Origin of the sequence: Desulfuromonas versatilis, from assembly GCF_019704135.1 — a bacterium.
GTDB classification, from domain to species: Bacteria; Desulfobacterota; Desulfuromonadia; order Desulfuromonadales; family NIT-T3; genus Desulfuromonas_A; species Desulfuromonas_A versatilis.
Genome location: NZ_AP024355.1, coordinates 4,032,896 through 4,053,202, shown reverse-complemented (window position 1 = coordinate 4,053,202; position 20,307 = coordinate 4,032,896). Strand labels below are relative to the sequence as shown.

Below are 20,307 nucleotides of genomic sequence, written 5' to 3'. Positions count from 1 at the left end.
CTTTTCCCACGCTAGAAAATTTTTCATCACCAGCCCCGGAGTCGCCAGGCTCCGGGGTTTTTTCTTGCCAGGGATCCGCGGCAGGTTGTCGGGCCGGGGGGGCAATCGGCGAATCCGGTGTTTTCGGGTGGGGGGATGGTGATTGCCCTGTGTAAATGGGGGGTCTGCTAATTGCGGAATCTGATTTAAGGATTTATGGTTGGTTGTTGCAAATATGGGAATGATAATTGCTTTTCGCTCAGTGTTATCATCTTCCGATAAGAGCAAAACCGGAGTAATCCGGTGACGCAAAGCCACGGGTCCTGCTGGATTGTCTTACGATATGCCAGCTGGGATAGCCGGGTTGCCGAAGAAAGGGGGCATTGCCTCTCTAAACGCTCGTTTCGGCAACCGGAACGTGCGTTTTTTTTATGGGGTAACGCCGCAATAGCAGTGCCGGGCAGTAGAATATGCAAATGGCCTCTCAGACGGCAGATGCCCTGGGTTGCCGGTGTGGTAAACGGAGTGGCTGATGCAGGCCTTGAAAAATTTGAGTCTGGCTCAACGCATCTATCGCCTGAGTGCAACGGTGGGGCTCGCCTTCCTGTTGCTGGGCGGCTGGTTGTTGCTTCAGTATCGCAGCAGTCTGATCGAGGCCCGTAAGCAGGAAGTCAGGACCCTGGTGGAAGCAGGCTGGCAACTGCTGGAGAGCCAGGCTCGCCTGGTCACGGACGGGCCTCTTACCGTCGAAGAGGCGCAGTCCCGAGCCCTGCACATACTTCGCAGTCAAAGATTTGACAACGGGAACTATTACTGGGTCAGCGATACCGCGCCCCGAATGCTCATGCACCCAGAGCAATCGTTGCTGGAGGGGGCGGCGCTGGACAGGGTCCGCGATGCAGACGGCCGGCAGCTGTTTCTGGAAATGAACCGTCTGGCGCTGAGCGAGGGGGGGGGATTTGTTTCCTACCGCTGGCCGCAACCCGGGGGGACGGCGCCGGTTGACAAGACCTCCTATGTCATGCTGTTTCCCGAATGGCACTGGGTTATCGGTGCCGGCTACTATCTGGACGATATCGACCGGATGCTGGCCCGGGTGGTCGCCTCCTCGGGGATCATTGTCCTGCTGGTGCTCGGCGGGGCGATAATGCTGATCGTCCAGGTAACCCGAAGCATCGCCGCGCCGATGGGCAAAGCGGTGCAGATGATCGAAGCCCTGGAGCGGGGCGAACTTGATCATCGACTCAACCTTTACCAGAACGACGAGATCGGTCGTTTGGCGAAGGTTATGGATGCCTTCGCCGACAATTTGCAGCATGAGATTCTCACTGCCTTCGATCACCTTTCCAAGGGCGATTTTTCCTTTGCTGCCACGGGGTTGATTCGTGAACCCCTGGCCCGGACCAATGCCAGGCTTAATCACCTGGTGGCACGCCTTGAGACCGCCATCGGCCAGGAGCGCGAGGCCAAGGCCAAGACCGACGCCATTCTTGCGGCCATTGGCGATGGCGTGACCATTCTCGATCCAGAAAAGCGGATCATCTATCAAAACTCAAGTCAGCGGGCCCTGCTTGGTGACCAGGTTGGCCAGTACTGTTTCCAGGCCCGTCGGTACCTGGGGCCGGATTGCGATTCCTGCGCCCTCACGGCCGCTCTGGCGGACGGCCAGGTGCATCGGCAGGAAAAGATCCTACAATTCCGCGAGGGGGCCGAGTGTCATCTGGAGACCACGGTCGCGCCCGTGAAGGGGGAGCTTGGCCAGATTCTGGCTTTGGTCGAAGTGACTCGGGACCAGACCGAGCGTCGGACGGCCGAACAGCGCCTGAAACAGAGCGAGGCGCGTTATGCCAGCCTGTTTGAACACAATACCTCGGTGATGCTGGTGATCGACCATGCCTCCGGGGCGGTAGTCGATGCCAATCCGGCTGCCTGCAGATTTTACGGTTATTCCCGGCAGGAGCTGACCGCATTGCAGATCAGTGACATTAATACCCTGTCCAGAGATGAGGCGCTGCGGGAAATGGCCGCAGCCAAAGCGGAACAACGGCGTCACTTCAGGTTCCGTCACCGCCTGGCCAGCGGCGAGACCCGCGATGTGGAAGTTTTCTCCGGCCCGGTGGAACTTGAGGGACGGTCCCTGCTCTACTCCCTGGTTTTCGATGTGACCGACCGTTTGCGGGCCGAGGAACGGGTCCAGTATCTCGCCTTCCACGACCCGCTGACCGGCCTGGCCAATCGGACCTTGCTCAGCGACCGCCTGGAGCGGGCCCTCGCTCATTCGCGAAGGCATGGGGAGTGCGGCGCCCTGTGTTTCCTGGATGTTGACCGCTTCAAGACCATCAACGACTCGCTGGGGCACCAGGCCGGCGACCAGTTATTGCAGCGGGTGGCCGAACGGCTGCAGTCTTTGTTGCGCGACTCGGATACGCTCAGTCGTCCCGGCGGGGATGAGTTCATTCTATTGCTGCAAAATCTGGATGATCCCGATCATGCGGCTCGGGTGGCGGAGCGGATTCTGGGCAGTCTGGGCCATCCCATTAAGCTTGGCGACCGCGAGGTCTATATCTCCTGCAGCATCGGCATCAGCCTTTATCCAGCCGACTCCATGGATGTCGACACCCTGATCCAGAACGCCGACGCGGCGATGTATCACGCCAAGGGCCAGGGACGGAACAACTACCAGTTTTTTCAGGCCGCCATGACGGCAAAAGCCCAGGAGCGGTTGCATCTGGAGAACGATTTGCGCCACGCCCTGGACCGGGGGGAGATGCAATTGCATTATCAGCCCCAGGTAGAAGCGGCGACCCGGAAAGTGGTGGGGGTGGAAGCCTTGCTGCGCTGGCACCATCCCCGCCTGGGGATGGTGTCCCCCGCGCAGTTCATCCCCGTTGCCGAGGAGACCGGGCAGATCATCCGTCTGGGCGAGTGGGTGTTGTTTACCGCCTGCACCCAAGCCAAGCTGTGGCGGGATGCGGGACTGCCTCCATTGCGCATGGCGGTCAACGTATCCGGCAAGCAGTTTCGTCAGCAGGATTTCGTGGCCACGGTGGACCGGGTATTGGCAGAGACGGGCTTTGACCCCGGCTGCCTTGAGTTGGAGGTGACCGAGAGCGTCATCATGGAGGATGTTCAGGAAACCATCCAGACCCTGAACAACCTGAAGGCCCGCGGCATCCGGCTGTCCATCGACGATTTCGGCACCGGATATTCGAGCCTGAGCTACCTTCGCCAGTTCCCCATCGACCGGCTGAAAATTGATCGGTCCTTTGTGTCGCACCTGCCTGGCAGCGAGGACGATGAGGCGATAGTCAATGCCATCATCGGCCTGGCGGCAACCCTGCACCTGGAGGTTATCGCGGAGGGTGTCGAGACCGACGAGCAGGTCCGGCTCCTGACCTCCTGGGGCTGCCAGAAACTGCAGGGGTATTTCTTCGGCAAGCCGCTGCCGGCCGAGGCGTTGTCCGAAATGTTTGAAATGGCAGGCGCTTGACGGAAACCAGGGGCCGCGGTAACAGCAATTGCCCCAATTGCCGGCGAAACAACCTCCGTCCGTGCGATTTTAACGGGCATCGTCATGGCCCTGCTGCCTGAAAATGCATCAGCTGGCCTTGGAGGGTCTTTTTAAGTTGCTGGTATTACTGTAAAACCTGCTTTGGCACGGAGCCTGCTATCAAGATAAGTGAAAACTGATCAAAAAGCCGGCGCCGTCGCCGGTTCCCAGGCAATGAAGCCCCAGGGTCGATTCGACCCCGGGGCTTTATTTTTTTCTCCCGGAGGCCAGCCATGAACGAGCTGAAAGCCAGTCAGGTCATCATCGACGACACCACCTTGCGTGACGGGGAACAGACCGCGGGGGTGGTATTTTCCCTCGAGGAGAAAAAACATATCGCCCGCACCCTCGACGAGATGGGGGTGGGTGAGTTGGAGTGCGGCATCCCGGCCATGGGGGCAGAGGAGAAGGCCACCGTCAAGGCCCTGGTCGATCTGGGCTTGAAGGCGCGCCTGATCACCTGGAACCGCGCGGTGGTTTCCGACATCCAGGCCTCCATCGATGCCGGGGTGGGGGCGGTGGACATTTCCCTGTCGGTCTCGGACATCCACATCCGCAACAAGCTGCGCAAGAGCCGCGAGTGGGTCAAGGAGCAGCTCAAAGTGGCCCTGGGTTTCGCCAAGCAGCGTGGCCTCTATGTGTCGGTAGGGGGGGAGGATTCCAGCCGCGCCGATCGCGATTTTCTGGTGGAGTTGATGGATGTCGCCCGCGCCCTGGGGGCGGACCGCTTCCGCTACTGCGACACGCTGGGGATTCTCGATCCGTTTACCACCTACGAAAATGTCAAATACCTGCGTGAGCGGGTTGATCTGCCCCTGGAGGTGCACACCCACAACGATCTCGGCATGGCGACGGCCAACGCGGTCGCCGGCATCAAGGCCGGCGCCACCTTCGTCAACACCACGGTCAACGGCCTGGGGGAGAGGGCGGGCAATGCGGCCCTCGAGGAGGTGGTGATGGCCCTCAAGTACGCCTGCGGCATCGACCCGGGAATCGACACCCGGCGCTTCGTGGAAATCTCGCGCTTTGTCGGCCAGGCGAGCTGCCGGCCGGTGCCCGAGTGGAAGGCGGTGGTCGGCGAAAAGGTCTTTTCCCACGAGTCGGGCCTGCATGCCGACGGCGTGATTAAAAATCCAAGCAATTACGAAAGCTTCGATCCGAAGGAAGTGGGTCTTGCGCGTCACCTGGTGCTGGGCAAGCATTCGGGGAGCCATGGCCTCATCCACCGCCTTTCCCAACTCGGCATCGAGCTGAACCGCCTGGAGGCCAACGACCTGCTCGACCGGGTGCGCAGCATCTCCCAGCGCAACAAGCGGCCGCTGACCGATCCCGAGTTGCTGACCCTCTGCCGGTCCTTCCATCACGTGGCCTGAGGGGAGCACGGCCGTGGAAATACGCTCGATCAAGCCGGAGCACTGGCCGGCATTCGTCGAACTGGCCTCCCTGGAAGGCTGGCGGGTACCGCCCCAGGAGCTCGCCCTGTTTAAGGGGGAGCTTGCCGATTGCGCCTTTTGCCTGAGCTGCGAAGCCGAACCGCGGGGTTTTGTCACCGCGTTGGTCCACCAGCGCAGCGGCTGGATCGGCAACCTGATCGTCCCCGCCGAGTTCCGGGGGCGGGGCTACGGGCGGCTGCTGTTCCGGCACGGCCTGGAGGTGCTCGAGGCGCGCGGGGTAGAGTCCGTCTGGCTGACCGCCTCGCCCATGGGGCGGCCGCTCTACGAACAGCACGGTTTCCAGGTGATCGGCGGCATCGAGCGCTGGTCCCTCGCCGTGGTCGGCTCCGAACTGCCCCCCTGTGCCCCGCCGGGAGACGCATCCCTGCTGCTCGCCGGCGACGCCCTGGTGTGGGGGGAGTCGCGCCAGCGGCTGCTCTCCCCCCTTGCCGGAGGCGGCCAGGTGCTCGCGGTCGGCAACAGCGTGGCCCTGCTGCAGCAGGCCGGGCCCCTCCAGGTGCTGGGCCCCTGGATCAGTCCCGAACTCTGCCCCCGGGAAAATCGCCAGCTGCTCATGGCGGTGCTGGCGGCCGCTGGCGCCGGCGTCGAACTGGTCGTCGATCTTCTGGAAACCTCCCCGGTCCGCATGTTGCTAAGCGCCGCCGGCTTCACCCCCAAGGGGCGCTGCGATCTGATGGCGCGCGGCCCGCGCGAAGGGGTGGAGCTGGCCCCGCTGGTGGCCCTGGCCAGCCTCGGCAGCATGGGCTGAACAGCCCCGCGCGCTCCCTCCCTGTCAAAATTCCCGCATGAAAATTTAGCACGGATATTGCATTCTCGCGGACTGCCAACCGTAGCCGAACTCCGGCCCGGCCCGAAAGAGTATTCAACACAGAGAAGTGGAGACGTGCGACATGACCATGGCGACCCAGAAGCAGGAGATCCTCCTCGAGAGCGGCACCAACGAGATGGAGATCATGGAGTTCTATCTCGGCAGCCAGGCCTTCGGGATCAATGTCCACAAGTTGCGCGAGATCATTCCCTACGACGGGACCAACGTCACCAGGCTCCCCGGCGGGGGGGATTCGATGATCGGCACCATCCTGGTCCGCGGCCGCTCCCTGACCCTGATCGATCTGGGCAAGCATCTGCGCCGGAAGGCCGAACCCGCCGCCGCCGAACCGCAGCGGCGCATTGTGCTGATCTGCGAGTTCAACCGCACCGTCAACGGCTTCCTGGTCGACGGGGTAAACCAGATCCACCGGGTTTCCTGGAAGGATGTCAATCACATCTCCGACTTTCTCGGTCGCCAGCATCCGCGCTTTACCGGGAGCATCAGCATCGACGGCAAGGAGATCCTGATCGTCGACTTCGAACATATCGTCGCCGAGATCGACCCGGAGATGGTCAAACCCTATGACGTCAGCGAACCCGCGGCCGGCTCCCCGGCCAACCCGGTGGCCGAACTGGCCGAGCGCCGCCGCCAGGTGCCGCTGATGCTGGCCGAGGATTCGGCCATTATCCGCGAGGGGATTGTCAGGGTGCTCGGCGCGGCGGGTTACACCAACCTGAAGACCTTCGTCGACGGCGAGGAATGTTACCGGGCCATCCGCGGCCTGCAGCAGCGGGCGCAGCAGGCCGGGGAGGATTTTTCCCGCAGCCTCAAGCTGGTGATCTCGGATATCGAAATGCCGGAAATGGACGGCTTGACCCTTTGCCGCAAGATCAAGCAGGATCTGGGGCTCGAGCAGGTGCCGGTGCTGATGTTCTCCTCGCTGATTACCGACCAGATGATCGTGCGCTGCGAGGAGGTCGGGGCTGACGGCTATGTCAGCAAGCCGCAGATCCCCGAACTGGTCGAGTTGCTCGATCGCTACTGCCTGCAGGACTGATTCGTCTCGGCGGGGGAAGGCGACCTGGGGTCAGAAGGGGACCTTCAGGTCGATGGAAATGCTGTGGTCGTCGCGGGCGTTGCCGGGACTTTCCTCGAGAAAAATTCCTCGCTCTAACAGCGCCTCGGGAAGAAAACGGTAGCCGAAATCGAGGCGGGTCCCGTCCCCCAGGTTGCAGGCCAGGCCCATCCCCACCTGGTAGGCGAGATCCATTCCGGCCGTTTCCGGTTGTGCCGTCCCCGGGCCCGCTACGATTTCGGGGCTGGCCGAATCGGCGATCCCTGCCGCCAGGTAGGGGCCGGTGGGGGTCTCGCTGCGCAGGCAGAAACCGGTGATCCCTCCCATCGAGCCGAGTAGCAGCGCCCCATCAGGATCCAGCAAATTGCGCTCCGGCGCTTTGGGGGCCGGCTGCATCAGGCTGAAGCGGGGCTTGGCAAACCGCTTCAAGGCTACCTCTTTGTCCAGATGCAGGCGCTTGAGTTCCGGCAGGTTGGTGGCCTTGGAGCCGCTGGCCGGCTCCAGGGCCAGGCCGCTGCCGCACCATGCCAACACCAGGACCATTGCCAGTACCCGACCAGAGATCAGCCACTCCTTCCTTGAGAAAATTCCTCGAGATTCCATAAGGCCATTATAATCTGCACGCTGGCCAATAACAACCGCAGTTCAGGCGACGATTCCGGGCAGGGACGTGATGGGCGGGCGGATACAAAAAAGGCCTGCCGGGAAGGCAGGCCTTGATGGGTTTTGGTTGCGGGGGAAGGATTTGAACCTCCGACCTTCGGGTTATGAGCCCGACGAGCTACCAGACTGCTCCACCCCGCGTCGAGGTTGCAAACAATACATAATTTAAAAAGACAAGTCAACCTTTTTCCTTCAGCGACGGCAGGTGGGTTTCGTCTTGTGCCGGGGGCGGATTTCTGGTAGAACTCTGACAGACTTAATCACTTGTTTTTCCGAACCTTTCCTGAGAATCAAATGTCTGGCCCGACGATTGAACTGACCCTGGCCCTGGCGCTGCGCGACCAGGGCGCCCTGCTGGTGGATGCGCGCTCTCCCGGCGAATTTGCCGAAGCCACCATCCCCGGCGCCATCAACATCCCGGTTTTCGACGACCTCGAGCGCAGCCGGGTCGGCACGGTCTACAAGCAGCAGGGCCGGGTCGAAGCCTACCGCCTGGCGGTGGAGCTGGTCTCGCCCAAGATCCCGGCCATGGTCGACCAGGCCCTGGCCGCCCGGGGTGATTCCAATCGCCCGGTTGTGGTATTCTGCTGGCGAGGCGGGATGCGCAGCAGGGCCCTGACTGCTTTTCTGGAATTGGCCGGCATCCCGGCGCTGCAATTGGTGGGGGGGCACAAGAAGTTTCGGGCGCTGGTCCGCGATTTTTTCGAATGTGGCGAGTGGGGCCGGCTGCTGGTGCTGCGCGGGCTGACCGGGGTGGGCAAAACCAGGCTGCTCAAACGGCTGGAGGCGCAGGGGTATCCGGTGCTTGACCTCGAGGCGCTGGCCAACCACCGGGGCAGCGCCTTCGGGGCCCTGGGGCTCTCGGCCCAACCGAGCCAGAAGGCCTTCGAGGCCAGCCTGTGGGATGCCCTGCGGCGGATCCCCGTCGACGGCTTTGCGCTGACCGAAGGCGAAAGCAAGCTGATCGGCAGGGTGGCCCTGCCACCGCGGCTTTATGAGGCGCTGCAGGTGGAAACCTCCCTCTGGATCGAAGCCTCCCTCGATTACCGGGTGGAGATCATCCTTCAGGAGTACCCGGCCCGGGATGAGCTGAAAGCCGCCTTCACCGGCCCGATCAAGGCCCTGAAGCGCCGCCTGGGGGGGGAGACGGTGGAACGCCTGCTCGGCCTGCTGGAGGTCGGGCAGTGGCGCCTGTTGGTGCGCGAACTGATGGTGCTTTATTACGACCCCCTCTACAGCTATACCCGGCCCGAGCAGCGCATCGAGATCGACATCGAAGCCGAGGACGAGGGGTTGGCCGGCCTCAAGGCCGCCATCGATAGCATCCTGCGGGCTGGTAAGAAAACTGTCGCCGCATCGGCCGGGACCGACGGCTAAGAAAACCGATGTGTTCCGGGTTGGCCCGATGATTAGACGGGTGGCCCTGGAGCGAGGAGCAGCCAGATGAGCCAATCTGCCGCTCGAAGCGAGACTCCCCTGGTGCTCGTGGTGGACGACGAAGCTTTCATGAGAAAGGTTCTTCGCGATGCACTGGAGCAAGGGGGATATGCGGTTCTCGAGGCCCGGGACGGTCTCGAGGCCCTGGCCGCGGCCAGGGAACACAGCCCGGACCTGGTCCTGCTCGACGTGGTCATGCCGAAGCTCGACGGCATCGCCACCTGCGCCCGCCTGCGCCGCCGGCCCGAGGGGGAGCACCTGCCCATCCTCATGGTGACCGCGGCCGAGGACACTGCCACCATCAACCTCGCCTATGGCGCCGGCGCCACGGATTTCATCAGCAAACCGATCAACGCCACGCACCTCAACCACCACATCCGCTACATCCTGCGCTCCAGCCGGCTCTTTGCCGACCTGCGCCAGAACGAGGCCCGCCTGCGGCTTTCGGCCAAGGTCTTCGAATGCAGTGGCGAAATGATCCTGGTGACCGACCCTGCAGGGCGCATCGTCGACGCCAACGCCTCCTTCAGCCGGCTGACCGGCTATCCGCCCGAGGCCCTGCCCGCGCTCGGGCTCGATGCGCTGATGGCCGATGTCCATGATGCCGCCTTCGCCCGCAAGCTGCGGGCCTCCCTGGTGACCCGCGGCGAGTGGAAGGGGGAGTTCTGGATCCGCTGCAAAAACGGCGGGAGCTTCCCCGCGCTGGTGGCGATCAATGCGGTTCACGGCGAGGAAGGGGGCGTGAGCCACTTCGTGGCCATCGCCGCTGACCTTTCGCGGCTCCGGGAGACGGAACAGCGGCTGCACTACCTGGCCAACTTCGACCCGCTCACCGACCTGCCCAACCGGCTGCGCTTCGGCGAGCGCCTCCAGCAGAGCCTTGCAGAGAGGATACCGACGGGCATCGTTCCGGTGTTCTACCTGGACCTGGACGATTTCAAGGAGATCAACGAGACCCTTGGCCACCAGGCCGGCGATGAGGTCCTGCGGGAGATCGCCCGCCGGCTGCAGGGGTGCATCGGCGAGCGGGACACGGTGGGCCGCGTCGGCGGTGACGAGTTCGCGGTGCTGATGCGCAGTTTCTCCCTCTCGGAAGAAGCCGCGGGGATGGCCGAAAGGCTGCTCGAGTGTTTTGCCCGGCCCTTCACGACCCTGGGCGGGGAGGTGTTTCTCAATGCCAGCGCCGGGGTGGCACTCAGCCCCCACGACGGGCTCAGCGGGGAGGAACTGATCCGCAATGCCCAGACCGCCATGCACCACGCCAAACAGGCGGGTAAGCACCGTTTCGTCTTTTTCTCCGAGCGCATGAACCATCAGGTGCGCGAGCGGCTGCTGCTGAAGAACAACCTGCGCCAGGGGTTGAGCCGGGACGAATTCCTGCTGCATTACCAGCCCAAGTTCGACAGCCGCAGCGGCCGCTTCACCGGCCTGGAGGCGTTGGCCCGCTGGCAGCACCCCGGGCGGGGGCTGGTCTGGCCGAGCCACTTCATCCCGCTCGCCGAGGAGACCGGGCTCATCGTGCCGCTGGGCGAAAGCGTGCTGGAGATCGCCTGTGCCCAGAACCGGGCCTGGCAGGCCAGGGGCTTTCCGCCGTTCCGGGTGGCGGTCAACCTCTCCGCCCAGCAGTTCCGGGACCGCGACCTGGTCGCCACGGTGCGCGGCGTGCTGCAAAGGACCGGCCTCGCCTCCAACTGGCTGGAGTTGGAGATCACCGAAACCGTCATCATGCAGGACACCGAACGGGCGGTGGCCATCCTCGAGCAGCTGCGGGCCATGGGCATTCGCATCACCCTCGACGATTTCGGTACCGGCTACTCCTCCCTGAGCTACCTCAAAAGGCTGCCGGTGGACTGCCTGAAGATCGACTATACCTTCATCAAGGGGATCTTCAGCGACCCCCAGGACGCCGCCATCGTCCGCGCCATCATCGCCATGGCTCACAGCCTGCGGCTCAAGGTGGTGGCCGAGGGGGTGGAGACCGAAGCGCAGCGGGTTTTCCTGCGCGAGCAGGGGTGTGACGAGGTGCAGGGCTACCTGGCCGCCATGCCCCTGCCGGTGCAGGAGGTCGAGCAGTATTTGGCTTGACCTGCTGCTGCCGCGGGCGAAACAACTGCAAAATTGGTTATTCACGCGAAGCCGCGAAGCACGCGAAGAGGACCCAGGCAAGATTGTCGGCGACTTCGTATTTTTCGTGCAGCTCGCAGCTTTGTTAACTTTTACCGCGAGGGACTCGAGCTTGACCAGGATCGACAAAAAGCCACCCTGCAATGCGCTCTGCCGCAAATGCATCCGCAGCTGCAAGCAGCCGGGCGAGGCCCTGCTGCTCGACTGCCCGCGCTTCCAGCCGCGCCCCTTCAAGGTCGCCGAGCACCGCTTCGACCAGCTCGACCTGTTCGGCGGGGGGAAAAAGCGCACAAAGGATAAACCCGAAGCGCCGAACAAGGGCGCAAAGGCAATAGTAGGGGAAAAGGCGGAAGGAACGGATAAGGACGGATAAGACCAGTAAAGGCCTTGATCAGGTTTTTAATCAGACTTGATCAGATTTGATCCGCGTCCAATTGCCTTCAGGTTTTGACCTCTGGCTTGGAGCAGGACGGGACATCAGACACAAAAAAGGCGGCACCCGCGACGGGGCCGCCTTTTTCACTGGAGGCGGTCGAGGAATTCGACGATCAGGTGGGTGAACTTTTCCGGCTCGACCAGGAAGGAGTCGTGGCCGTAGTCCGACTGGACCAGGTGGTAGCTGGCCGGTTTGCCGAGGGCCTGCAGGGTTTTTACAATCTGCTCGGGCTGATCCGGGGTGTAGAGCCAGTCGGAGCTGAAGGCGAACCACAGCGAGGGGCACCGCAGGTGCGAGAGGGCATCCTCCAACCCGTCGAAGTTCCAGGCCACGTCATAGAGGTCGAGGGCCTTGGCCAGGTAGAGGAAGGAGTTGGTGTCGAAGCGCTCGACGAAGCTGCCGCCGTTGTATTCGAGATAGCGCTCCACCTCGAACTGGCCGAAGAAGTCGAACATGCCGTCGCGGGCCGAGAAGCGCCTACCGAACTTCAGGTGCATGGAGGCGTCGGAGAGAAACGAGATGTGCCCCACCGCCCGGGCCAGGGCGAGTCCGTCGGAGGGGGGATGCTCGGTCTTGTAGTTCCCCTTCTTCCACATGGGGTCGTTGAAGATCGCCTGGCGGGCCAGGGCGTTCAGGGCGATGGCCATGGGCGAGGTGCGCCCGGTGCCGGCGATGGGGATGATCGAGCGCACCATCTGCGGGTAATGAATGCCCCACTCCAGGGCCTGCATCGCCCCCATGCTGCCGCCGATGACGCACAGCAGCGAATCGAGCCCTAGGTGATCGATGAGCAGCTTCTGGGCCCGCACCATGTCGCGGACCATGATCACCGGAAAACTGAGGTTGTAAGGCTTTTCGGTGCGGGGGTTGACGCTGGTCGGGCCGGTGGAGCCCTTGCAGGAGCCGATGACGTTGGAGCAGATGACGAAATAGCGCTCGGTGTCGAGCACCTTGCCGGGGCCGATCATGTCGTCCCACCAGCCGGGCTTGCGGTCCTCGGCGGTGTGCCGGCCGGCGGCGTGGGCGTCGCCGGTCCAGGCGTGGCAGACCAGCACCGCGTTGGACTTGGCGGGGTCGAGCCGGCCGTAGGTCTCGTAGGCCAGGGTGATCGGCCCGAGCAACCGGCCGCTTTCGAGCTGCAACTCGATGTCGAACTCGGCGTATTCGGTTTTAACGATGCCTACGGAATCAGTCAACCTTCCCACCCACGCAGGGGCGAATACCGGATTCACCCCACGATTAAATAGAAAAAGCCCCTTCCATGAACGACAGGAAGGGGCCTTGGGAATACGCGAAGGGCGGTATCTTCGGGCTCCGTCCCCATCTCTCCCCCTCCCAGGGGGTAGGAATTAGCACCTGACACCCGCCGGCGGCGAGTCGGTTGCTGTGGTTTCACAGGGCCTTTCCCTCCACCACTCTCGATAAAGACGATGCGCTATGCGATTGTGAGGATGAACTCTACTGGAAACCCTCAGCGTTGTCAATGGTCTTGCGGTCAGTCGGCCAGCCCCGCCGCCAGATCCTCCCAGAGATCCTCCACGTCCTCGATGCCCACCGAGATGCGCACCAGGGTTTCGCGAATGCCGAGTTTCTCCTTGGTCGACGCGGGGATCGCGGCGTGGGACATGGACCAGCAGTGGGTGAGGATGGTCTCCACCCCGCCGAGGCTCGGGGCGATGATCGGCAGCGCGATGCGCTCGAGCAGCGGCTTGATCAGGGCCTTCTCCTTCAGTTCGAAAGAGAGCACCGCGCCGGCGCCGCCGGCCTGGGCGAAATGGCGCTCACGGCCGGCGAAGTCGGGCAGGCCGGGAAAGTAGACCCGGGTCACCGCCGGGTGCTGCTGCAGGCGCTCGGCGAGCACCTGGGCGCTGGCCTGGGCGGCTTCCAGGCGCAGCTTGAGAGTCTTGATCCCCCGCGAGAGCAAAAAACAGTCGAAGGGGGAGAGCACCGCGCCGAAGGCGTTCTGGAAATACTTCAGGCGTTTGCCGAGTTCCGGGTCGGCGGTGGTGACCAGCCCGGCCATCAGGTCGCTGTGGCCGCCGAGAAACTTGGTGGCGCTGTGGATGACCACGTCGATCCCCAGCTCCAGGGGGCGCTGCAGCAGCGGGGTCATGAAGGTGTTGTCGAGCAGGGTCAGCAGCCCCCGGGCCCGGGCCAGTTCGGCCACGGCGCGCAGGTCGGTGATCTTGAACAGCGGGTTGGAGGGGGTTTCCAGGAAAATCGCCCGGGTTTCCGGACGGATCGCCGCCTCGATGGCTGCCAGGTCGCTGGTGTCGACGGAGCTGACGCTGATCCCCTGCTGAGGGAGCACCGTGGAGATGTAGCGCCAGGAGCCGCCGTAGAGGTCCTCGGGGGCGATCAGGTGGTCGCCGCTCTTGAGCAGCGCCAGGGCGCTGCCCACCGCCGCCATCCCGGTGGCGTAGGCGAAGCCCCGACAGCCCCCCTCGAGCAGGGCGATGGCCTCCTCCACCTGCTCGCGGCTGGGGTTGCCGCTGCGCGAGTAGTCGAACTCGCCGGGCACGCCCCCGGGATGGTGATAGGTCGAGGCCGGGTAGATGGGGACCACCGAGGCCCCGGTGGCCGGGTCGCGGTCTTTGCCCTGGTGAACCAGCAGCGTGGCGGTGCGGTAGGCTTTTTGGGTCATGGCGAATCTTCTTTCAATTCACCGCGAAGAGCACGAAGGACACGAAGAGAAACCCCCTTTTCTGGGTTTCTTCGTGGTCTTCGTGTCCTTCGTGGTTCAAGGGTTTGTCAGGCCAACGCCTGTTCCAGATCGGCAATTATATCATCGGCGCTTTCGATCCCCACCGAGAGCCGCAGCAGGCTCTCGCAGATCCCCAGCCGCAGGCGCTCGGCCTCGGGGATGTCGCCGTGGGTCTGCACCGCCGGCAGGGTCATCAGCGATTCGACCCCGCCGAGGCTCTCGGCAAAGGAGATCATCCGCAGGCTTTTCAGAACCTGGCGGGCGGTCTGCGGCGAATCGACGCGGAAAGAGAGCATGCCGCCGAAACCCTTGGCCTGCTGCCGGGAGAGCTGGTGCCCGGGGTGGTCCTCCAGCCCGGGATAGTAGACCGCGCCGACCTTCGGGTGGGTCTTCAGCCAGCGGGCCACCTGCAGGGCGTTGGCGCAGTGGCGCTCCATGCGCAGCGAGAGGGTCTTGAGGCTGCGGATCAGCAGCCAGCAGTCCTGGGGCGGCAGAATCGCTCCGGTGGAGTTCTGCAGAAAGTAGAGCCGCTCGCCCAGCTGTGCCTCGCGGGCCACCAGCACCCCGGCGCACAGGTCGCTGTGGCCGCCCAGGTACTTGGTCGCCGAGTGGATCACCACGTCGGCGCCGAATTCCAGGGGGCGCTGCAGCACCGGGGTGAGAAAGGTGTTGTCGACGATGAACAGCAGTCCGCGGCGACGGCAGAGTTCGCCCAGCGCCCGCAGGTCGGCGACGCCGAGCAGCGGGTTGCCCGGGGTCTCCACCAGGATCGCGCGGGTATTGGGGGTGAGGGCTGCCTCGACGGCCTCGGTGTTGCTGGTGTCGACGTAGCTGGCGCTCAGGCCGAGCTTGGCGAAGATCTGGTCGAGGACCCGGTAGGTGCCGCCGTAGAGGTCTTCGGATACCACCAGGTGGTCGCCGGAGGCAAAGTGCAGAAACAGGGTGGTCAGCGCGGCCATCCCCGAGCCGAAGGTCAGGGCCCGCTCGCCCCCCTCGAGGGTCGCCAGCCCTTGCTCGAGGACCTGCCGGGTGGGGTTGCCCGAGCGGGTGTAGTCGAAGCCGGTGCTCTCGCCCACCGCCGGGTGGCGGTAGGTGGCGCTCGGGTAGATGGGAAAGCTGATGGCGCCGGTGCGCTCGTCGCGCCCCACGCCGATCTGTACAATGCGGCTCTCCAGGCTGAGCTGCGGGTTGTTCTGATTCATCGGTCATCCCCCTTGGAATGGAATGTCTTCGGGGCACGAAAAAGCCCCTTCTCGCGGAGACGAGAAGGGGCTTCGAGGGCGGTAGGCACGCAAGTGGCGTCCGGTCATCGAAGCTCCGTCCCCATCTCTCCCGCCTGCGCTGTGGCTTGGGCGGGAAGGAATTAGCACCTGGCATCCGCGTCGCGGACCGGTTGCTGTGGCTTCGTCGGGCCTTATCCCTCCACCACTCTCGATAAAGACGATGCTTGGTCGGCTTTGGTGAGCCGAATGTTGACTGCAACGATAAGAAATGAAACGGAATTTGTCAACCAAAAAACGCTGAATAGGGGCCCGGCGCCGGAACGGCCCCGATCCCGGTCCTCACATCTGAGGCGGCTCCACCCTGCTGCGGGCGATCCCTTCGTCGATGGCCTCGCAGAGCTGCCTGGTTTTCACCGGTTTGAGCATGTAGCGGGCGAACAGGGCTTCCAGCTCCTGGGCCGGATATTCCGCCCGGCTGTGGGCCGAGAGGGCGACGATGTAGGCATCGGGCTCGAGCCGGCGGATTTCCCGGGCCATCTGGATCCCGTCCATGATCGGCATGCTGATGTCGGTCAGGACGATTTTCGCCCGGGTCTTGCGGAACATTTCCAGCCCCGCCTGGCCGTTCTCCGCGGTATGGATCGTTTGGGCGGGGAACTTGATGGCGATGATTTTGCTCAGAAACTCCCTGGTGGTCGGTTCGTCTTCGACGCACAGGATGGAAATGTACGGCCCCTTGCCCGGCTTTGGGGTGGCGCCCTGGGGTGGCTGCATATCAGACCTCTATGGTGAATTCTGCACCGCTGCCGGAGTTGCGGGCCAGCAGGCGTCCGCCCATGTTCTTCTCGATGATGTTTTTCGACATGAAAAGCCCGATCCCGCTCCCATGGTCGGGGCTTTTGGTGGAGAAATAGGGGTCGAAAATCTTGCCCAGGATGTCCTCCGGAATCCCCCCGGCGTTATCAGCGATCCTGATGCTGGCCCGGCCGTTTTCCGATGTTATTTTAATCGAGATTTTCGCTGCGTCCACCCGGCGCTCGACAATCGCGTCCCGGGCATTCATCAGGATGTTGAGCAGCACCTGGGCAAATTCATTGGGATAGCCGTTGACGAGCGGATCCTGGGCGGTCTCGACCTCGATGGCGATCTTGAGGTCCTTGAAGCTCTCCAGGACCAGGTGCACGGTGCGGGAGACCGGGTCGCTGAGATGAAAGGCGACCTTCTCCCGCTCGGGTTTGAAGTAGTTCCTGAAATCGTCGATGGTCTGCGACATGTCCAGGATGATCCCCATGGCCTTTTCGGTGGTGGACTCGAGATGGTCCTGGCTGTTCTGCCCCGCTTCACTGAGCATGGGCAGCGACTGGATGATCAGCCCCAGGGCGTTCAGAGGCTGGCGCCACTGGTGGGCGATGTTGTTGATCATCTCGCCCATGGCCGCCTGGCGGCTCTGCTGCAGCAGGAGCTGGTCCTTTTCCCGGAGCTCGGCGGTGCGCTCGGATACCTTGTCCTCCAACTCGGCATGGGCCTGCTGCAGCGCCCTTTCGGCCTGCTTGCGTTCGGTGATGTCGTGGACGATGGAGTAGAGCAGTTCGCGTCCATCGATGGCGATGGGCCCGCTGAACACCTCCACGTCGCGGATCCGCCCGTCGGCCAGGCGGTGCTGAAAGAAAAAATGCCGGCGCTGTTTCGCCTCGGCCTTTTCCATCTGCGAGCGGACCTGCTCCGGGGGCAGGGTGTTGATGTCGGTGATCTTCAGCGCCGTGATCTGCTGCAGGGTATAGCCGTAATAGCTGCAGGCGGCCTGGTTGGCATCGATGATCGCCCCGCCCTGCGGATCGATCAGCAGCATTACCGCATGGTTGTGGTGAAAGAGGTTGCGGTAGCGCTGCTCCCTCTCCCGCAGGGCTTCCTCGGCGCGGTTGCGCTCGGTGAAGTCCCGCCCGTAGAGGTTGACGTAGTCCCGTGCGCCGATGGGTACCAGGACGAAAGAGAGATCCCGTTCTTTGCAGCGAACTTCCAGCTCGCGGCTGGTCCCGCTCTCCAGGGCGGCCGCCAGTTCCCGCCGCACCGGCTCCGGAACCTGCCCCCCGACCGAACACCCCCAGAGGCCGAGCAGTTCGCCGGCGGCGCGATTGGCATAGCGCAGCAGTCCGTCCCTGCTCACCCGCAGGATCGGATAGGGGTTTTCCTCGGGGAACAGGGCCGTACTGTAGATCTGTTCTTCGGCCCGTTTGTGTTCGCTGATGTCGACCAGGGTGACCACCACCCCCTCGGTCTCTCCCTGGGAGTTGCGGTAGGGGAGGACCCGCATCAGGTAGTGGCGGCGCTCTCCCGGCGCCGCCACCTCGCGCTCCACCGGCTCCAGGGACTCCAGTACCGAGTCGACGTCCTGCGGCAGGGCGCCCCAGTCGATGGCCCCGACCAGGTGGCGAAACGGGCGGCCGACATCGGCCGGGATCAGGTTGAAGAGTTGGGCCATCGCCGGAGAGAACCGGCGGATGGTGAGCTGGGGATCGAGAAAGATGGTGGCGATTTCCGAGCTGGCGAGCAGGTTTTCCAGGTCGCTGTTGACCCGGTCGAGCTCTTCAACTTTGCCCTGCAGCTCGGCGTTGACCGTGGCCATCTCCTCGTTGAGGGCCTGCAGCTCCTCCTTGGAGGTCTCAAGCTCCTCGTTGGTGGACTGCAGCTCTTCGTTGGCCGACTGGTACTCCTCGTTGATCGACATCAGCTCTTCGTTGGCCGACATGAACCCCTCGTTGGAACTCTCGAGCTGTTCGGTGACGGCCACCAGCTGTTCGTGGGTGATGCGCAGCTGCTCTTCCAGCTGCCGGATCAGCAGGTCCTTGGAGTGCTCGCGCTCGGTGCCCTGGGCCGCGCTACCGGGGCCTTCGCTGTGCTCCGCCGGACGCGGCGCTGGCTCGAAGACCACCACCACCAGCGGCTCGGCGGGCGGTGTGGTCTTCAGCGGCTCGACCAGCACGTTGATCGCCTGCTGCTCTGTGCCCAAGGGGATTTTTACCCCGCGAAATGCCACCTGCTGCTTTTCGCTGAAGGCCTTGTAGATGGCCGCGCGCAGGGCCGGGCGCAGCTCCTCCCTGGCCATCTGCAGCAGGTCCCGGGTCGGCTCGCCCACGGGGACCTCGAGGAGGCGGCCGGCTCGGCTGGAGACATGGACCAGTTCGTATTTTTCGTTCACCACCACGCATGGCGGCGAATAGCGCTCGATCAGCAGCCTCTCGGCCATTCTCCCCGGATCGGGCTCGCCAGGCTGGGCCGCGCGCGGCGCCAGTCCCGAGCGGTTGAAGCGCCGGGCCGGCGTGGCGAAGGGGAAAACCACCTCCTCCTTGCGGGTGCCATCCAGGCGTTCGAAGATCTTCCATTTCTTGTCCAGGGGGGCGAACAGCTGGGGGGTGCGGCCGGTGGTTTCGGCGGCGCCCAGAAACAGCAGCCCCTTGGGCTTGAGCACCTGGTGGAACAGGGTGGTCAGGCGCTTTTGCATCTCCGGGTTGAGGTAAATGAGGAAATTGCGGCAGACCAGCAGGTCGAGGCGCGAGAAAGGCGGGTCCTTGATCAGGCTGTGGTGGGCGAAGACGATCATTTCCCGCAGCTGCTTGGCGACCTGCCAGCGCCCGTCGACGCGGGTGAAAAACTCCCTGAGCCGGTTTTCCCCGATGCTCTGGACGCTCTCGTCGGCATACTGGCCGGCCCTGGCCTGAGCGATGGAGGTCTCGTCGATATCGGTGGCGAAGAACTGCACGCGGGCCGCCAGGCGCTGTTCCTTGAGGAACTCGCAGATCAGAATCGCGGTGGAATAGACCTCTTCACCGGTGGCACAGCAAGCATGCCAGATGCGCACCGGCTCCTCGGTGTCCCGGTTGGCGAACAGCCGCGGGATGATTTCGCGGCGCAGCACCTCGAAGGCTTCGGGATCGCGGAAGAAGCTGGTGACCCCGATGAGGATCTCCTGGCAAAGGGCCCGCGGTTCCTGCGCGCTGGTCTCGAGCAGGATGATGTACTTCTTTATCCCTGCCACGTCGTTGACCGCCATGCGCCTTTCGATGCGGCGGATGACGGTGCTGCGTTTGTAGGAGCTGAAGTCGTGTCCGGTTCTTGCCTTGACGATGGCGAAAATCGCCGCCAGGTCCTCTTCGAAGGGGGCTCTCCGGCAGGCCTTGGCGGGAAGGGGGCAGGCTTGGCGGGCCAGCTCGGCGAGCTTGCCGGCCAGTTGTTCCGGCGGCAGAATCAGGCTGGCCTCGCCGGTGGCTGCGGCGCTTCTGGGCAGGGCCGGATTCAGGGCCGAGCCCGGCTCCTGGACGAGGACCGTCCCGCCGGCTTCGCGGACCGCCTTCACCCCTTCGGCTCCGTCGTTGCCGATCCCGGAGAGGATCACGGCCAGGGCGCGGTCGCCGGCCTCCCGGGCGAGGGCGCGGAAAAAGTGATCCAGGGGGTGCGGGCCGGCACCGCCCGGTGCGCCTGTCTCCACCCTGAACCCGTCCTCGTTCACGACCAGACCGTCGCCGGCGGCAAGAACATGGACGCGATCGGGCTGCAGGCGCATGTCCTCCTCGGCCAGAACGATCGGCATGGGGGTGCAGCGGCCGAGCAGTTCGACGAGTTGCACGGGGGTGGGAGAGGGGGGCAGGGCGGCGAGGACGATGGTCAGGCCGCAGTCGGCGGGCAGTGCCGTGAACAGTTGCTCAAGTGCTGCCAGCCCACCTGCCGCGGCGGCGATCCCGACGATCAGGCAGGGCTTTCGGGGAGCCTCCTGCGGCGCCGCCGGCGAATGCCCGGCGCCCGGCTCCACGGCGGGGCCCATGGGCGAATCCTGGTACTGGCTCATCTGCCGCCTTT

General features: G+C 63.9%; 13 protein-coding genes, 1 tRNA gene and 3 riboswitches. Of the genes, 7 read left to right on the top strand and 7 right to left on the bottom strand.

The features are described 5' to 3' along the window. Positions 1-252 precede the first annotated feature (252 nt). Positions 253-351: riboswitch (cyclic di-GMP riboswitch) on the top strand. A gap of 160 nt (positions 352-511) precedes the next feature. The 4 genes from DESUT3_RS18215 to DESUT3_RS18200 all read left to right on the top strand — a co-directional run bounded on the left by DESUT3_RS18215 (position 512) and on the right by DESUT3_RS18200 (position 6,851). After that, positions 512-3,469 carry an EAL domain-containing protein gene (locus tag DESUT3_RS18215; RefSeq protein WP_221249905.1) on the top strand — a complete coding sequence of 986 codons (2,958 nt, stop codon included), beginning with the start codon at positions 512-514 and terminating at the stop codon, positions 3,467-3,469. A 293-nt stretch (positions 3,470-3,762) separates the two neighbouring features. Beyond that, positions 3,763-4,902 carry a homocitrate synthase gene (gene nifV / locus DESUT3_RS18210; protein ID WP_221249903.1) on the top strand — a complete coding sequence of 380 codons (1,140 nt, stop codon included), beginning with the start codon at positions 3,763-3,765 and terminating at the stop codon, positions 4,900-4,902. Positions 4,903-4,915: 13 nt separating this feature from the next. Next, the gene (locus tag DESUT3_RS18205; RefSeq protein WP_221249902.1) at positions 4,916-5,731 is read left to right on the top strand and encodes a GNAT family N-acetyltransferase; all 816 of its coding nucleotides are present in this window, start codon (positions 4,916-4,918) and stop codon (positions 5,729-5,731) included. Between the two features lie 142 nt (positions 5,732-5,873). After that, positions 5,874-6,851: a chemotaxis protein gene (locus DESUT3_RS18200; protein WP_221249901.1), complete on the top strand. Its 978-nt coding sequence runs from the start codon at positions 5,874-5,876 to the stop codon at positions 6,849-6,851. Positions 6,852-6,881: 30 nt separating this feature from the next. Here DESUT3_RS18200 and DESUT3_RS18195 read toward each other — a convergent pair whose 3' ends face one another. Together DESUT3_RS18195 and DESUT3_RS18190 are read right to left on the bottom strand one after the other, a co-directional pair. After that, the gene (locus DESUT3_RS18195) at positions 6,882-7,412 is read right to left on the bottom strand and encodes a hypothetical protein (RefSeq protein ID WP_221249900.1); all 531 of its coding nucleotides are present in this window, start codon (positions 7,410-7,412) and stop codon (positions 6,882-6,884) included. 184 nt (positions 7,413-7,596) lie between these two features. Then, positions 7,597-7,673, bottom strand: a tRNA-Met gene (locus tag DESUT3_RS18190). Between the two features lie 153 nt (positions 7,674-7,826). Here DESUT3_RS18190 and mnmH point away from each other — a divergent pair. The 3 genes from mnmH (at position 7,827) to DESUT3_RS18175 (ending at position 11,466) form a co-directional block, all read left to right on the top strand. Next, positions 7,827-8,909, top strand: a complete 1,083-nt coding sequence (mnmH, locus tag DESUT3_RS18185; RefSeq protein WP_221249899.1) for a tRNA 2-selenouridine(34) synthase MnmH — start codon at positions 7,827-7,829, stop codon at positions 8,907-8,909. A gap of 66 nt (positions 8,910-8,975) precedes the next feature. Next, the gene (locus DESUT3_RS18180) at positions 8,976-11,054 is read left to right on the top strand and encodes a putative bifunctional diguanylate cyclase/phosphodiesterase (RefSeq protein WP_221249898.1); all 2,079 of its coding nucleotides are present in this window, start codon (positions 8,976-8,978) and stop codon (positions 11,052-11,054) included. Between the two features lie 151 nt (positions 11,055-11,205). Further along, positions 11,206-11,466 (top strand): hypothetical protein, encoded by a 261-nt coding sequence (locus DESUT3_RS18175; protein ID WP_221249897.1) that lies wholly within the window; start codon positions 11,206-11,208, stop codon positions 11,464-11,466. Positions 11,467-11,612: 146 nt separating this feature from the next. Here DESUT3_RS18175 and metX read toward each other — a convergent pair whose 3' ends face one another. The 5 genes from metX to DESUT3_RS18150 all read right to left on the bottom strand — a co-directional run bounded on the left by metX (position 11,613) and on the right by DESUT3_RS18150 (position 20,296). Then, positions 11,613-12,725, bottom strand: a complete 1,113-nt coding sequence (gene metX, locus DESUT3_RS18170) for a homoserine O-acetyltransferase MetX (RefSeq protein WP_221249896.1) — start codon at positions 12,723-12,725, stop codon at positions 11,613-11,615. A gap of 121 nt (positions 12,726-12,846) precedes the next feature. Next, positions 12,847-12,957, bottom strand: a riboswitch (SAM riboswitch). A 67-nt stretch (positions 12,958-13,024) separates the two neighbouring features. Further along, entirely contained in the window at positions 13,025-14,173 is a 1,149-nt protein-coding gene (locus DESUT3_RS18165; protein WP_221249895.1) for a trans-sulfuration enzyme family protein, read from the bottom strand. Between the two features lie 107 nt (positions 14,174-14,280). Further along, the gene (locus DESUT3_RS18160) at positions 14,281-15,435 is read right to left on the bottom strand and encodes a trans-sulfuration enzyme family protein (RefSeq protein WP_221249894.1); all 1,155 of its coding nucleotides are present in this window, start codon (positions 15,433-15,435) and stop codon (positions 14,281-14,283) included. A 118-nt stretch (positions 15,436-15,553) separates the two neighbouring features. Beyond that, positions 15,554-15,674: riboswitch (SAM riboswitch) on the bottom strand. Between the two features lie 121 nt (positions 15,675-15,795). After that, positions 15,796-16,230, bottom strand: coding sequence for a response regulator (locus DESUT3_RS18155; protein ID WP_221249893.1), 435 nt, complete (start codon positions 16,228-16,230; stop codon positions 15,796-15,798). Position 16,231: 1 nt separating this feature from the next. Beyond that, positions 16,232-20,296, bottom strand: a complete 4,065-nt coding sequence (locus tag DESUT3_RS18150) for a CheR family methyltransferase (RefSeq protein ID WP_221249892.1) — start codon at positions 20,294-20,296, stop codon at positions 16,232-16,234. Positions 20,297-20,307: the final 11 nt, after the last annotated feature.